The organism is Thermococcus eurythermalis, assembly GCF_000769655.1.
In the GTDB taxonomy this organism is placed as follows: Archaea; Methanobacteriota_B; Thermococci; order Thermococcales; family Thermococcaceae; genus Thermococcus; species Thermococcus eurythermalis.
Genome location: NZ_CP008887.1, coordinates 1,593,003 through 1,606,214, shown reverse-complemented (window position 1 = coordinate 1,606,214; position 13,212 = coordinate 1,593,003). Strand labels below are relative to the sequence as shown.

Annotated in this window: 15 protein-coding genes; 5 read left to right on the top strand and 10 right to left on the bottom strand. The window is 54.3% G+C overall.

Going from position 1 to position 13,212, the window contains the following annotated elements:
- Window positions 1-2 precede the first annotated feature (2 nt).
- On the top strand, window positions 3-332 hold the full coding sequence (locus tag TEU_RS08655; protein ID WP_050003398.1) for a hypothetical protein: 330 nt from the start codon (window positions 3-5) through the stop codon (window positions 330-332).
- Here the strand turns inward: TEU_RS08655 and TEU_RS08650 are convergent.
- Entirely contained in the window at window positions 311-2,116 is a 1,806-nt protein-coding gene (locus TEU_RS08650) for a DUF4932 domain-containing protein (protein ID WP_050003397.1), read from the bottom strand. The genes TEU_RS08655 and TEU_RS08650 overlap by 22 nt on opposite strands.
- Before the next feature lie 112 nt (window positions 2,117-2,228).
- On the opposite strand from TEU_RS08650, the gene TEU_RS08645 reads away from it, so the two are divergent.
- Window positions 2,229-3,212, top strand: a complete 984-nt coding sequence (locus tag TEU_RS08645) for a metal ABC transporter solute-binding protein, Zn/Mn family (RefSeq protein ID WP_050003396.1) — start codon at window positions 2,229-2,231, stop codon at window positions 3,210-3,212.
- Window positions 3,213-3,287: 75 nt separating this feature from the next.
- On the opposite strand, the gene TEU_RS08640 is transcribed toward TEU_RS08645, so the two are convergent.
- From TEU_RS08640 to TEU_RS12040, 4 genes are read right to left on the bottom strand one after another with little or no spacing between them, the layout of a single operon-like run.
- A complete protein-coding gene (locus tag TEU_RS08640) occupies window positions 3,288-4,199 on the bottom strand; it encodes an ABC transporter permease (RefSeq protein ID WP_050003395.1) in 912 nt (303 codons plus the stop codon).
- Window positions 4,196-5,242 (bottom strand): ABC transporter permease, encoded by a 1,047-nt coding sequence (locus tag TEU_RS08635; RefSeq protein WP_050003394.1) that lies wholly within the window; start codon window positions 5,240-5,242, stop codon window positions 4,196-4,198. The genes TEU_RS08640 and TEU_RS08635 overlap by 4 nt, the downstream gene beginning before the upstream one ends.
- Window positions 5,226-6,761: an ABC transporter ATP-binding protein gene (locus TEU_RS08630; protein ID WP_050003393.1), complete on the bottom strand. Its 1,536-nt coding sequence runs from the start codon at window positions 6,759-6,761 to the stop codon at window positions 5,226-5,228. The genes TEU_RS08635 and TEU_RS08630 overlap by 17 nt, the downstream gene beginning before the upstream one ends.
- 43 nt (window positions 6,762-6,804) lie before the next feature.
- A complete protein-coding gene (locus TEU_RS12040) occupies window positions 6,805-8,091 on the bottom strand; it encodes a BMP family lipoprotein (RefSeq protein WP_050003392.1) in 1,287 nt (428 codons plus the stop codon).
- A gap of 125 nt (window positions 8,092-8,216) precedes the next feature.
- Here TEU_RS12040 and TEU_RS08620 point away from each other — a divergent pair, with 125 nt between their 5' ends.
- The 3 genes from TEU_RS08620 to TEU_RS11995 all read left to right on the top strand — a co-directional run bounded on the left by TEU_RS08620 (window position 8,217) and on the right by TEU_RS11995 (window position 10,083).
- Window positions 8,217-8,666 carry a hypothetical protein gene (locus TEU_RS08620; protein WP_050003391.1) on the top strand — a complete coding sequence of 150 codons (450 nt, stop codon included), beginning with the start codon at window positions 8,217-8,219 and terminating at the stop codon, window positions 8,664-8,666.
- A 135-nt stretch (window positions 8,667-8,801) separates the two neighbouring features.
- Window positions 8,802-9,788, top strand: a complete 987-nt coding sequence (ftsY, locus tag TEU_RS08615; RefSeq protein ID WP_050003390.1) for a signal recognition particle-docking protein FtsY — start codon at window positions 8,802-8,804, stop codon at window positions 9,786-9,788.
- 169 nt (window positions 9,789-9,957) lie between these two features.
- The gene (locus TEU_RS11995; RefSeq protein ID WP_265100824.1) at window positions 9,958-10,083 is read left to right on the top strand and encodes a hypothetical protein; all 126 of its coding nucleotides are present in this window, start codon (window positions 9,958-9,960) and stop codon (window positions 10,081-10,083) included.
- 310 nt (window positions 10,084-10,393) lie between these two features.
- Here TEU_RS11995 and TEU_RS08610 read toward each other — a convergent pair whose 3' ends face one another.
- The 5 genes from TEU_RS08610 to surE all read right to left on the bottom strand — a co-directional run bounded on the left by TEU_RS08610 (window position 10,394) and on the right by surE (window position 13,199).
- Window positions 10,394-10,879, bottom strand: a complete 486-nt coding sequence (locus tag TEU_RS08610; RefSeq protein ID WP_144244841.1) for a hypothetical protein — start codon at window positions 10,877-10,879, stop codon at window positions 10,394-10,396.
- Window positions 10,851-11,267, bottom strand: coding sequence for a hypothetical protein (locus TEU_RS11640; protein WP_050003388.1), 417 nt, complete (start codon window positions 11,265-11,267; stop codon window positions 10,851-10,853). Before TEU_RS11640 ends, TEU_RS08610 begins: the two co-directional genes overlap by 29 nt.
- A gap of 5 nt (window positions 11,268-11,272) precedes the next feature.
- Window positions 11,273-11,632, bottom strand: a complete 360-nt coding sequence (locus tag TEU_RS08600; RefSeq protein ID WP_050003387.1) for a C39 family peptidase — start codon at window positions 11,630-11,632, stop codon at window positions 11,273-11,275.
- A 115-nt stretch (window positions 11,633-11,747) separates the two neighbouring features.
- Complete coding sequence (locus TEU_RS08595; RefSeq protein ID WP_227738698.1) at window positions 11,748-12,299, bottom strand: hypothetical protein; 552 nt, start codon at window positions 12,297-12,299, stop codon at window positions 11,748-11,750.
- Window positions 12,300-12,425: 126 nt separating this feature from the next.
- On the bottom strand, window positions 12,426-13,199 hold the full coding sequence (gene surE, locus TEU_RS08590) for a 5'/3'-nucleotidase SurE (protein ID WP_050003968.1): 774 nt from the start codon (window positions 13,197-13,199) through the stop codon (window positions 12,426-12,428).
- Window positions 13,200-13,212 lie beyond the last annotated feature (13 nt).

Genomic DNA, 13,212 nt, shown 5'->3' with positions numbered 1-13,212 from the left:
CCATGGACAGGGAAAAGAAAGTCGAGGAGATACGCAACCACAGCGTCTACGCCCGTGAAATCTACGAAATGCACAGCGAGAGCATAGACAGCGTTATAGAAAACTACGAGAGCCTGAAGGAGGACTATCTCAGCGACCACTCGCGGGCGAGGATTGTCAGGATAGTCTTCAACGAGGACAACGGCCTCCCCCTGGCGATAGAGTTCAACAGGAAGGACGACAGCTTCAAGGGCTTCACAATTGCCATCGGCAAGCCCCACATCAAGAGCAACGGGAACGGAAAGGAAAATGGAGAAGAAGCAGACCCCGCTCAGGAAGAGGCGAGCGGCTGAACGTAGAAGCCCAGCTCTATTCCATTTTTACTCCATATTTCATAGCTGCTGAGGTAGTAGGTCGGATTCTGGAACAGCGCCGTTAGCTCCCTGTTCTCGCCGGCAACCCAGACGATGTAGTTCTCCGGGTTGTAGGGGTTTCTAACCGCCATCACGACGCTCGCATTAACAACGTCCCCGAGACTTCCAGCGACAACACTTGAATCGCCGTAGAGTCCCCTAAGCGGGCTCTTATCGTCGAGAAGGACAAAGCTCGTGACGTCTGTGGCGTGTGCCAGAACCCATGTCCCGTTGACTCTCTCAAAGTGGAGCGGGAACTTATCGTCAAGCTCCTCGACCAGCATATTCGACACGGGGCCTCCAACAAGGACGATGTTCTCCCTCAGCTCGTCGTCGGTGACGTTAACGTCCGCTTTAACTACTACATCAACGTAATGCGGCCACTGGGAGTAAAAGGCCCTGAGGTTCTCGGCTATGGCCTTGGCTGTCCTCTTGTCGTACTCTGTCCCGCTGGGGTCGGGGTTCTGGGTGCCGTACACCACAACGACTCTTCCAGCAACGGCTCCTTTGTCGAATGCCTTCAAGGGGGTCACTGGGACACGCTTCTGGTAGAGCTCCTCTGCATTTTGAGACGGTACTGCGGCCTTCAGTTCGTCCATCATATCATCAACGTAGTCGTCCAGGGGTTTTCCTTCTTTTGTGCTTATCTCGGCGTATTTTTCGTAGATTTCGAGGGTGTCCTCTATCCAGAACTCTCCCCAGGCCTTCTGCATCCACATCTCCAGCTCTGCGTACGCGGGGGTGACTTCCTTAAGCGCAAAGTCGGCCCAGCCGTCGGCGAAGCCTTCATATATCATCCCGGTTGGGCCCCAGAAGTGTATATCGTAGCGTGCAAGGTACGGCATGTCTTCCTCTATCGTGTCCTCAAGGTACCTGAGGCTGTACGTGAGGTCGTCATAGTGGGCGTTGAGACCGGGAATTGTGAGGTCGTGGCCGAGCTCATGGTAGATGAATGTGAGGTATATGAGCTCGTTGAGCTCCCTGCTCTTGATGTAGTCCCTGTTGAGGGGAAGGCCAAACATCGTGTCCCTCGCTGTCTTGTAGCTCCAAAGCGTCCTCTGGGGGTCGCGCCTCACCAGGGGGATTATTCCGCCAGCGCCGTAGACCTGAAGGCCGTCGCGGACTGGGCTGAAGCTGTGGCCGTGGATTGCAACAAGAAACGGGTGGTAGAACTCGAAGCTGACGTTGGAGACGCCCATGTAGCGCCCCATGAACTCGTCCGGCGGGAGGAGTGAGAGGGCGTTCTCGTATATCTCAAGGTCTTCCGTGTAGTAGTCCTGGTGGTCTCTGTAGAAGGCCATAAAGTTGCTCTCCCGCGCGAAGTCCCTAAGGACCCCGATAAAGTCTAGAGTCCATGGATCGTCGATGGGGGCCCAGGGCTGGAGCTCCGGGGGTTCTGTACAGAGGAGGAGGTAGTACTCAAGGGAATACAGCAGCATGTCCTTTTCGGATATTGATGACGCCCCGTCGAGGTGCTCCCTCAGCATCTTGACCGCGCGGTGGTTCCTGTAAGGTGCGAAGTACGAGTCCACCTCGTCGAGATAGCCTCCACGGTCTATGACGAATGGGTCGCCCCTTCCGAAGGCAAGGTAGTAGACAACACTCAGCAGCTCCGTGTTGGGGCTTATTGTCACGAGAACCCTGGGGCTGGGGTCATAGGCACCCGCCGGGAGTGCACTACTCAGAAACAGCAACACGATTATTAAAGCTCCCAACTTTTTCATGACGACACCCCATAGTACAGAAGTGATGCGGTTTATAAGACTTCTGTAATCTGCAAGATTCCCCGAACAACGTTTAAAAGATGTGCGTTGAGTTAAGTTAGGGTGACCGAAAATGAAGAGGGGAACTCTGCTCATAGCACTGCTCCTAATCGCGTCGTTTATTCCGCTCACCGGCGCTTCAGAGGAAAAGCCCCTAGTGGTCGCCAGCATAGCTCCTATTGCCTCAATAGTCCAGGACGCCTTCGGCGACGCAGTGGAAGTCGTGTACCTGATTCCGCCGGGTGCAAACCCCCATGAGTACCAGATGACTGCGGACCAGATTGAACTCCTGAGGAGTGCGGACGTCATAGTGACCACCGGCGGGCACCTGCCCATGGAAAAGAAAATATCAGAGCTCAAGGAGGAAGGCACCATTACCGGGGAGACACTTTTCTTTGATGATTACAGGGAGGAAGGTTTCCGCTACCTGCCCGAACACTGGTACAACGGCAAGGACAACCCTCACGGGGTCTGGCTCGATCCCTACAACGCCCTGGCCATAGCATCGGCCGTGGAGAAGGCGCTCGAAAAGGCTGACCCGGTGAACGCGGGACTTTATAGGGAGTTGTACTCGGACTTTGAAGGCAGGGTTAGGGCCATAGTTGAAGCTTACAAGGCGCTTGTTGATGAGAACAGGACAGCCGTAATCCAGCTCCCCTCGAACCAGTACGCCATTGAGTGGCTTGGAATTACCGCGGTCGCTTCGATAAAGCCTGAGGAAGAGGTTCCGGCCATAGCCGTTGACGAACTCGTCGAAACGGCCAGAGGGGCAGACCTTGTAATCTATGCAGTAGACAGCCCTGAGCAGATGAAGGACGCGGCGAGCGAGCTGGCCAGGAAGAGCGGGAAGCCCCTGGCTGGAATACGTGTCTTCTGGAGTGAGAAGCCCTACACCGAAGTTCTGATAGAGAACAGCGCCGCCGTGATTAAGGCCCTCGGCGGTGAGCGCCAGGAAGCCGGGAATGTTCAGGAAAACGACGTGGGACGCTATGTGGTGCTTTCCTTGGTCTCTGGAATAGTGCTTGGGGTTGCTCTTGGGGTCATACTCAAGAAGTGACTTCCTCTTTTTCCCGTCAGTTTCATTTCTATCTGCAGTCGGCAATGGAAGAGAAGATAAAAACGGAGAGGGAGCTCACTCCCTCTTGTAGGGCTTTCCGTCGGCCTTCGGCGGCCTCGCCTTTCCTATTATTCCCGCGACCACTACCAGGGTCACGACGTAGGGTAGCGTCGCTATGAACTGCCAGGGTATCGTCCCCGCGAGCCAGGGGTTGTTCTGGATGTAGATTGCGAGGTTGTCGAAGAACCCGAAGAGGAACGCTCCTCCGAGCGCCACGAGCGGGTTCCAGCCGCTGAAGACCATGTTGGCGAGGGCTATGAAACCCCTTCCAGCGGATATCGTCTTCGTGACCGTGCCGAGCCAGTCAACGCTCAGGTAGGCTCCAGCTATTCCTGCAAGGGCGCTCGCTATCAGAACAGCCGTGAAGCGATAGAGCTCGACGTTTATTCCGAGGGCATCTGCCGCCTCCGGGTTCTCACCGACCGCCCTAATCCTCAGCCCGAATGGGGTCTTGAAGAGCACCCACCAGGCTATTATGGCGATGACTATCGTTATGGGCACCATCGGGCTGAGGGAGTTTCCGAAGGCGTCCATCCAGAGGGGCTCAATCTGGACGTTGCTCGGAACCTGGTGCTGACCGGCGGTTCCCCAGTATGCGAAGATTCCAAAGGCCACGGCTCCAGCGGCGAGGAGGTTGAGGCCGATACCTGGGATGACGTGGTCTCCCTTCAGGTAGACCGTCAGTATTCCGTGTAGGGCTCCGAGGAGCATGCCGACGAGGGCTCCGCCGAGGAGTCCAACCCAGCCGTTTCCCGCAAGCTCTGCAAACATCGCGCCGAAGAACGCTGAGAACATCAGTATTCCCTCGTAGCCGATGTTAACGACACCGGCCCTCTCGCTTATCACGGCGCCTATGCTGGTCAGGGCTATCGGAACCATTGCGGCGAGCGAACCGAGGAGCAGGCTGATTATCATTGTCTCGTTCATGCCTCACCCCTCCTGAACACCTTGGTAACGAGGTCGAGCAGTCCGGGGACGGCGACCGCTATGATGATTATTCCCTCAATGACCTTGACCATCTCAAGCGGGACGTGGGCATGCTGCTGCATTGCTGTAGCTCCTGCGTTCAGCGCTCCGAAGAGGATTCCGGAGAAGATTATGCCGAGCGGGTGGTTCCTTCCGACGAGGGCAACGCCTATTCCATCGAAGCCGTAGCCGTAAACGTTGGCCAGTCCCTGGGTTATCGCGTAGCTCGGGGGAACTCCCATGACGAGTCCAGCCCCTGCGAGTCCCGCGCTCATGCCGCCGATAACGAACGACCATATTGCAGAGCGCCTTGGGTTAATTCCGCCGTACTCTGCCGCCCTCGGGTTCTGACCGCTGGTTCTGAGCTCGTAACCGAGCTTGGTGTGCCACATCACGATGAAGATTATCACTGCCGTGAGCACTGCGACTATGAAAGACCAGGAAAGGCTCGTTCCCTTCATGAGGAGCGGAAGCCTGGCCGAAGGTGGAACTGGCAGGGTGCTGTTGGGGTCTTTCGGGTTGTAGTAGACGCTGACCGCAAGCCAGCTGACGACGAAGAAGGCAATCCAGTTGAACATTATCGTGGATATGACCTCGTGCACTCCCCTGAAGACCTTGAGGACTGCCGCCGGTAGGGTCCAGAGGGCACCTACGAGAAGGCCAGCGAGGAGGCCGGCTATCGGGTTCTGGAGGTGCTGGGTCACGATTATCGCCGCTATGGCGCCGAAGTAAACCGTCCCTTCGGCTCCGATGTTGAAAAGTCCAGTTCTGGCACCTATTGCAAAGGTTATGGCGGTCAGGATTAGCGGGGCGGCCTTGCTGAGGGCCTCGGCAATGCCGTCAGCTGACCCTAGAGACCCCTTGATGAGCCAGTAGTAAGCGGAACCCGGGCTGTAGCCGCTGAACCAGAGGACGAGGGCGCCAACAAAGGCGCCGATGAGTATCGCCAGGACGCTCTCGGCAAGGGGCTTGGTGTATCCCCTGAGCTCACTCCTGAGGCTCACCCTTAACACCTCCCATCATGAGTCCTATCTGCTCCTCGGTAACCTCCTCCGGCTTAACTATGCCCATGAACTGGCCCTCGTACATTATCGCCATCCTGTCGCTGAGCTGTAAGACCTCGTCCAGGTCTGCAGAGACGAGAAGGACGGCCTTACCCTCGTTCCTCAGCTTGACGAGGTAGTTTCTGATGTATTCCGTCGATGCTACATCAACACCGCGCGTCGGCTGAGCCGCTATGATGAACTTTGGTTTCTTGCTGACCTCTCTCGCAACTATCAGCTTCTGCTGGTTTCCACCGCTCAGGCTCTTCACAGGGGCCTTGGTTCCGGGCGCGCTGACTTCGAACTCCTCTATGAGCCTCTTCGCATGCTCCTCAACCTTACTCCAGTCGAGGAGGAAGCCCCTTGAGAACTCCTTCCTCCAGTGCATTCCGAGGATTGAGTTTTCTGTGACGCTCATGTCCAGAATCAAGCCCATGTGAGTCCTGTCCTCTGGGATGTGAGCCATTCCCATGTCGTAGAGCTCCCTCGGCGTTTTGCTGGTGATGTCCACACCGTTGAGATAAATCTTACCTTTCTCAACTTTCCTAAGCCCGGAGATAGCTTCTATGAGCTCGCTCTGGCCGTTGCCCTCGACACCGGCTATTCCGAATATTTCGCCTGCCCTCACCTCGAAGGTGAGGCCTCTAACAGCCTCTTCCCCCCTGTCGCCTTTGACCCACAGGTCTTCAACGCGGAGAATGACCTCACCGGGCTCCTTTGGAGGCTTCTCAATCCTCAGCACAACGTCCCTGCCGACCATCATCTTAGCGAGGAGCTCTGGCGTTGCTTCGCTGGTATTAACTGTTCCGATTACTTCACCCCTCCTGATGACGGTAACGCGGTCGGTAATCTCCATGACCTCGTTGAGCTTGTGGCTGATGAAGATTATCGTCTTCCCCTGCTCCTTGAGCTTTCTGAGAACTGCGAAGAGCTCCTTCACCTCTATCGGGGTGAGGACTGCCGTGGGCTCGTCGAGAATGAGTATGTCAACGTCGCGGTAGAGCATCTTCAGGATTTCAATCCTCTGCTGGACGCCGACAGGCAGGTTCTCAACCGGGACGTCGAGGGGCACCTGGAAGTTGAGCTCGTCCATGAGCTTCTGGAGCTTCTTCCTAGCGTTCTCGACGTCAATCTTGGACAGGAGGCCGTGTCCTTCCATGCCAAGGATTATGTTTTCGAGGGCGTTGAAGACGTCCACGAGCGTGAAGTGCTGGTGGACCATTCCAATTCCGTTGGCTATCGCATCTGCGGGGCTCTTGAAGTGGACTTCCTTCCCCCTGAGGAAGATTTTGCCCTTTGTGGGCTTGAGCATTCCGAAGAGTATCTTCATCAGAGTCGTCTTTCCGGCACCGTTCTCCCCGAGAAGGCCGAGGATTTCGCCCTCGTAGACCTTAACGGTGACGCCCTTGAGGGCCTTTGTACCGTCCGGATAAACCTTAACAATGTCTCTCATCTCAAGCACTGGAGTCCGCTCTTCCATCGCTTTTCACCCCCAGGGAAAGAAGAACAAAAAAGGGAAGAAATCACTGCTTGTGGTTCTGGTAGTAGTCGAGGGCCCAGTAGGCACCGAAGCGGTATCCACCCTCGAACTTGTAGAGCACCGGAATCTCCATACCGAGGACGATTCCGATGGTATCCTTGCCGTCGTTGAGGGCTATGAGGGCCGCAAGGGCTCCGGCGAGGGCCGAGCCCTCGTTCTCCTTGAAGAGCACCATCTGGACGTTCTTGGGCATCTCTGGGTCGAAACCGTCGATGATGACGAACCTCTGGTTCGGGTACTCCTGGGCAACCTGCTTGACGGGTTCGGTCATCATGTAGCCGACGGCAACGATGATGTCGTACTCACCGCTCTTGGCGAGGCTCCTGAGGTTCGGGAGGTAGTCGTTCTCGCTGTTGCTCTGAACCTCGGTGACCTCAAGGCCAAACTCATCGGCCGCCCTCTTGGCACCGAGGTAGGCCATGTCGTTGAAGCTCAGGTCGCCCCTGCCTCCAACATCGTAAACGACGGCTATCTTCTTGGTGTTCTGCCTCTGGTTGAGCTTTTCATCAAAGTGGGTCTCCGGAGCGGGCTCGTTGGCGCTCCAGTTCTTGGCGTATTCCTCCATGGTCTTCCAGTCCTCGGCTTTCCTTAGGGCCTCAATCTGGTCCTTGGCGGTGGCCTTCGGGACGACAATCTGGCCGTTTACTATCTGGTTCTGGAGCTCGTCAACGGCCCCCCATATCCAGTCTGGAACCTGCTTCCTGGTCTGCTCAAGGAACTTGATGAGCCCGTCCTCGCTCTTGAATCCGAGCTCGCTGAGCTTCTTCTGCTTGATATCCTCAGGAAGAGAATCGAACATGGCCTTGACGTCCTCGATGTCTGAGAGCTTGACACCGCCCTCCTTGAGGCCGAGCTCGACGACACCGCCGACGAACTTGTTCTCCTCCGCCTGCTTGACGGCGTTGTAAACACCGAGGTCAACGCGCTTCATCATGCTCGCAATTATTGCTCCCGGCTTAATCCAGTCCTGGGCGGAGTCAACACCGATTGCAAACGGCGGGCCCATCTTCTTGTTGTTGGCCTTCAGGTAGTCGCCTATGGCCTCAAAGACACCGAGACCGGTTCCACCGGCAACCTGGTAGACTACCCAGGCACCCTGCTGGAGCTGAGCCTGAGTGGCCTGTTTGCCCTTAGCAGGGTCACCAAAAGAGCCAGTGTAGGTGTAGAGGATGTTTATTCCGGTCTTCTCCTCCCCACCGCTGATGCAACCGCTGGCCACTACGCTAAAGGCCATAACGCCTATCAGGAACAGAGCAAGCAATCTTCTCATGCCTAACACCTCACGAGTTCTGAAAATATCTAAAGTGTAACGCAAATATATACTTTGCGGTCTGGAAAAAACCGAAAATTTGGGAAAAACTTTAAACCTTCGTGGAAAAGTTTTTTGTGATGACGATGTTGAAGAAAATAGCCGAAATGGATTCGGGAGCGGTTTTAATAACTGGAGACGGGAAGAGACTCGCGGAAATATACTTGAATGTATGGGGCAGTAGGGGCAAGCGCATACTTGCGGAACACCTCCCATTTAAGGTGGACGGTGATGTTTACATTGGTTCACCTTTTGAGGGTGACGACTTCGACGTGTACCTGATACTCAACCCCCTCTCACGCCCGAAGGAAGAGCGGGAAAAGTTAACCGAGTGGCTGAAAGAGCACAGGGATAAGCTTGTCCTGCTGTATGAAAGCAAGTATGTGAAGGACTCGATAACGCGCTACAAGCTGAGGAACTTCATAGACTACCTCATAGCGTACAAGAGGGAAACTGTTGGCTTCGAGAGGGTTGACGTGATGCGCCTGGATGGCGGAAAGGTAGTGGGGGGCAAGACCTACGTGAGGAGGCGCTGAGGCACGTGGCTTATAAACTGTGAGGTAGAGAGACCAGCGCCCGATGACGAGTGGCTTCGGGTCTGAGGAGTGATGACACCAGCTATCGCCGAGGGCTTTTTATAGGCTTCCTCAATCTTTTCTCCGGGTGGGAGCATGTTTGGAAAGCTGAGGGAGAAGCTCAAGAGGTTCACCCGGCAGGTCGAGGAGAAAATCGAGGAGGAAGAGAAAAAGGTGGAGAAAGGGGCCGAGGCCGAGAAAAAGCCCGGCCTGATGGAGAGGCTCCTCCAGGTCGAGATAAAGGAGAAGGACGTCGAAGATGCACTCGACGAGCTGGAGCTTGAGCTCCTTGAGGCAGATGTTGCCCTTGAGACCGTTGAAGCCCTCAGGGAGAAGATTAAAGAGAAGCTCGTCGGCAAAAAAGTTCGCATCGGAACGAACAAGGCCAAGCTCATTGAAGGGGCACTAAGAGATGCCATTCTTGAAATCCTAACGCCCGAAAAGAAGCTCGACCTCCTTGAGATGATCCGCTCGAAGGAAGAGAAGCCCTTCGTCGTAGTCTTCGTCGGGTTCAACGGTTCGGGGAAGACAACAACCATCGCCAAGCTCGCCAACTGGCTCAAGAAGAACGGGCTGAGCGTCGTCATAGCGGCCAGCGACACCTTCAGAGCTGGAGCTATAGAGCAGATAGAGGAGCACGCCAAGCGCGTCGGCGTCAAGGTCATCAAGCACGACTACGGGGCGGACCCGGCGGCAGTTGCCTATGACGCCATACAGCACGCGAAGGCGAGGGGGGTTGATGTCGTTCTCGTGGACACCGCGGGAAGGAACGAGCTCAACAGGAACCTCATGGACGAGATGAAGAAGATTGTGAGAGTCACCAAGCCCGACCTGGTCATCTTCGTCGGCGACAGTCTGAGCGGAAACGCCGTCGTCGAGCAGGCGAAGCAGTTCAACGAAGCGGTTAGAATAGACGGGGTAATTCTCACGAAGCTGGACGCCGACGCGAGGGGCGGAGCGGCCTTGAGCATAAGCCACGCGATAGGCGCGCCTATACTCTTCGTGGGCGTCGGTCAGGGCTACGACGACCTTACGCCGTTCGACGAGAAGTGGTTCGTGGAGAGGATTTTCGGGGAGGAGTGAGCTTTTCCCTTTTCTTACACGCTGACCGCGAGCCCCATACGAACAACAATCCAGACCGCGAGGAAGCTCAGAACGGCTGCGACGGCCCATATGGTTTCATCGTGTTTCATCGTTTCTATCAGGTTGTATCTCCAAAACCTTCTCTCCAGCCCACTGGAGAAGGGGCGCGATGAGCAGAACGACGAGCAGGGCGATTCCCTCGTCAAAGGTCATGAGCGCCGTTCACGCGAGCACCACAATCCCTGCGGAACCCGAAAGCAGGGCTGTTTCTCTCCGCTTCCTCCAGAGGGCGTAAACGGTAGGAATGAGAAACGGAAGCGCAACGGCAAGGAAAAAGATCGGTGATGGAGAAAACTCAAAGGAGCAGGCTGGAGGGTTCCTCGACCAGCAGACGGCCTTCACGTAGTCTTCCCACGGAACGGCGAAAGCGAGCACGAATTCAATGGAGGGAAGAGGAAAGGATAAAGGAGTGAACGGAGCTTCATGGTTTACCACCCCATGTTAACACGATGCAGCTGTGAGTTCAGCCACTATCATCATGCCTACTATAAGGCCCGGCAGAAAGCCCGCAATGCTGAGCAGCACTTTTTCCCACTTGTCTTTTCCTAATGCCCCCCGACCACAGCCGACACGACAAGTAGAACCAACAAAACGCCCGGCCCAGTAGTTTTAAAATAGACCACAATCACTGACAAAACGGGCAACCCTACTGAGATTGCTGAGTTCATTAGGGTGGGAACCTTAAACCAGAGGTACAAGATGAGCAGGACGAGTGCAGGAAGAAGGACCAAGAGAACGAACTCCAATGATGGAGAGTATTTGCTCCAGGAAACGCAGGGTCTTCCTGCCCCAGCCGTCCAGTTCTCAAAGAAAATTGTGCTTTTTTCAACATAATATCCACCGACGGACCGACTATTGTAGGCAAGCATAAGTTCCCAGGCCGTTGAGAAAGCAATAACAGAAAGGTGGAGAAGGAGGTTTTTTAGTTCCATAAGCTCACTCCCATACCTTATACTTTGACGGAAATGCCGTTCCACACCATGATACAGAGGATAATTGAAGCTATAAGTGACATGGTTGCTCATATCCATTTCTCCCCCGCCTTCTGTGGGGTAGTTTCCCCCTGCTGACGCCAATGTATAGTATCGCCGAGGTGATTCCTGCCCCTATGGGGGGTACCGGTGACTTTTCTAAGAGATAAAGAAGGAGCAGAGTTACTAAGACAACGGCAAGTGAAGATGTTCCAAACGCTATGAACTCACTCCATTTCTTCCAGAGGCCGAGGAGGATTGAGGCCATGAACGGTGCCATCACGAGAACAACGAAAGCCAGCGATGGACTAAAGTGAAAGTCACAAATGGGGTATGGGTGCGTCTGAAGGCAAGAAGCTCCAACGTAATATTCTGAGGGAAGCAGAATCATTAGCAGGAACTCCCATGCGGGAAAGAGGAAAGGATAGAGGAGCGAGCGGAGCTTCATCGGGCTCACCCCTGTTTTGGAGTAATTTTCACTAAGTATGTATCTGAGCCCCAGTTACCCCACGCCAAATAGTGCTCGTACATGTCCCATCCATCATGAATCACTACGTAATCTATGGTGTGGCTGTTTCCAACGTATCCAACTATGACAACACTATGGTCGTCGTATGATTTTTGTTTATCTACTACACTGCCTCCATTGTCTAACTGGAGTAGTACAGGTCTGTGGTTATCAACTTCTTCAATGACATCATCCTCATGTATATACGGTGCATAAAACAATGTGCACAAACCCCATGTGCATGTTGGCTGTGCGTCGTAGCTGTGCATGAGGGGCCACGAGACTATTCTTTTCTCCTTGTACATATAAGTTTTACACCCACAGGACCCTTATAAGCTCCTCAAAGTCCACCTTCGCCGTCATATCTATGTTTATCGGCATTACTCTGACTCATCTCCTCCCGAGTTGAGATTTGTGATTTTATACTGCACCAGATATTCCACTCCAAACCATAATGCAGAGGATAAACGAGATTATGAGTGACACGGTTAGCCACACCCATTTTTCCCTTCCTTTTGCGGAACAGTTTATTCTTCTGTAGAGGCCACCATACAAAACCACCGAGGCGATTCCCGCTCCGGTAAAGGGAATCCAAGACTTTTCGAAGATATACAGGAGTAGGAGAGTTACTAAGACAACGGCAAGCGCAGGGATTCCAAACGCTATGGGTTCATCCCATTTCTTCCACAGGCCGAGGAGGATTGAGACTATAAACGGCGCTATCACGAGGAGAATAAACGCTGGTGAGGGCCTAAAGTGAAAGCTACAAATTGGATGTGGATGAGTCTGAAGGCAGGAAGCTCCAACGTAGTAGTCCGGGGGAAGTAAAACTATCAGCAGGAACTCCCATGCCGGAAAAAGAAAGGGGTAAAGGAGAGAGCGAAGTTTCATGGGATTTACCTCCTCTTGGGGACTATTTTGACGAGATGAGTTCCAGAGCCTCAGTTCACCCACTCCTTCAAGTGAAACCACCGTTGGATATATTCTCCATTGACGTTAATAAACTTTGTGTGAACATAAATTAATAAGCATAGCATTACTCTTGTTTAGATTAGATTTAATGAGTTCAATTGCTCATCGTATATGTAAATATAAGTTTTACACCCACAGAACCCTTACAAGCTCCTCAAAGTCCACCCTCGCAGTCATATCTATGTTTATCGGCGTGACGCTGACCTTCCTCTCGACCTTCAGGGCGTAGGCATCTGTCCCTGGCTCGAAGTCTTGGACAAGTTTGCCGACAATCCAGTAGTAGGGGTTGCCCTTGGGGTCAATCCTCTCCTCGACCGTTGGGGAGTAGCGCTTCCGGGCTAAGCGGGTGATTGCTATCTCCGTTTCCTCCGTCGCGTCGCTCGGAACGTTGACGTTGAGCATGTCAACGCCCTCAGGAAGACCTCTCTCCAAGAGGGCTCCCGCGATTCTCTTGAGGAAGTGAGTCGAGACCGAGAAGTCAACCCCCTCACCCTCGCCGAGGGTCTTCTTCCACTCCACCTCAAGGCTAATCGCTATGCTCGGAATTCCATGAGTTGAGGCCTCTATGGCAGCGGAGGCCGTCCCTGAGACTGTTATCTCGGTGCTCAGGTTCTCGCCGAGGTTAATCCCGCTCACGGCTAAACCAAAGCTCCCGAAGCGGGCTATGGCGAAAATCACGCAGTCAGTAGGAGTTCCATCTATTCCGTAGGCTATCTTTGCGCCGGGAACGTCAACGCGCTTGGCCCTTATCGGCCTGTGGAGCGTCATGGCCCTGCCGCTCGCGCTCCTCTGGAAGAGGGGGGCAACGACGTAAACTTCGCCGAGCTCACTCAGGGCTTTCACAGCGGCGCGCAGTCCGTTGGAGTAGATTCCATCGTCGTTCGTCAGGAGAATCCTCAAAACGAACCCCTCC

Excerpts from the sequence above, each read along its gene's own strand:
- TEU_RS08655 (WP_050003398.1), top strand. The coding sequence starts at position 3 with ATGGACAGGGAAAAGAAAGTCGAGGAGATACGCAACCACAGCGTCTAC.
- TEU_RS08650 (WP_050003397.1), bottom strand. The coding sequence starts at position 2,116 with ATGAAAAAGTTGGGAGCTTTAATAATCGTGTTGCTGTTTCTGAGTAGT.
- TEU_RS08645 (WP_050003396.1), top strand. The coding sequence starts at position 2,229 with ATGAAGAGGGGAACTCTGCTCATAGCACTGCTCCTAATCGCGTCGTTT.
- TEU_RS08640 (WP_050003395.1), bottom strand. The coding sequence starts at position 4,199 with ATGAACGAGACAATGATAATCAGCCTGCTCCTCGGTTCGCTCGCCGCA.
- TEU_RS08630 (WP_050003393.1), bottom strand. The coding sequence starts at position 6,761 with ATGGAAGAGCGGACTCCAGTGCTTGAGATGAGAGACATTGTTAAGGTT.
- TEU_RS12040 (WP_050003392.1), bottom strand. The coding sequence starts at position 8,091 with ATGAGAAGATTGCTTGCTCTGTTCCTGATAGGCGTTATGGCCTTTAGC.
- TEU_RS08620 (WP_050003391.1), top strand. The coding sequence starts at position 8,217 with ATGTTGAAGAAAATAGCCGAAATGGATTCGGGAGCGGTTTTAATAACT.
- ftsY (WP_050003390.1), top strand. The coding sequence starts at position 8,802 with ATGTTTGGAAAGCTGAGGGAGAAGCTCAAGAGGTTCACCCGGCAGGTC.
- TEU_RS11995 (WP_265100824.1), top strand. The coding sequence starts at position 9,958 with ATGAGCAGAACGACGAGCAGGGCGATTCCCTCGTCAAAGGTCATGAGC.
- TEU_RS08610 (WP_144244841.1), bottom strand. The coding sequence starts at position 10,879 with ATGGATATGAGCAACCATGTCACTTATAGCTTCAATTATCCTCTGTAT.
- TEU_RS11640 (WP_050003388.1), bottom strand. The coding sequence starts at position 11,267 with ATGAAGCTCCGCTCGCTCCTCTATCCTTTCCTCTTTCCCGCATGGGAG.
- TEU_RS08600 (WP_050003387.1), bottom strand. The coding sequence starts at position 11,632 with ATGTACAAGGAGAAAAGAATAGTCTCGTGGCCCCTCATGCACAGCTAC.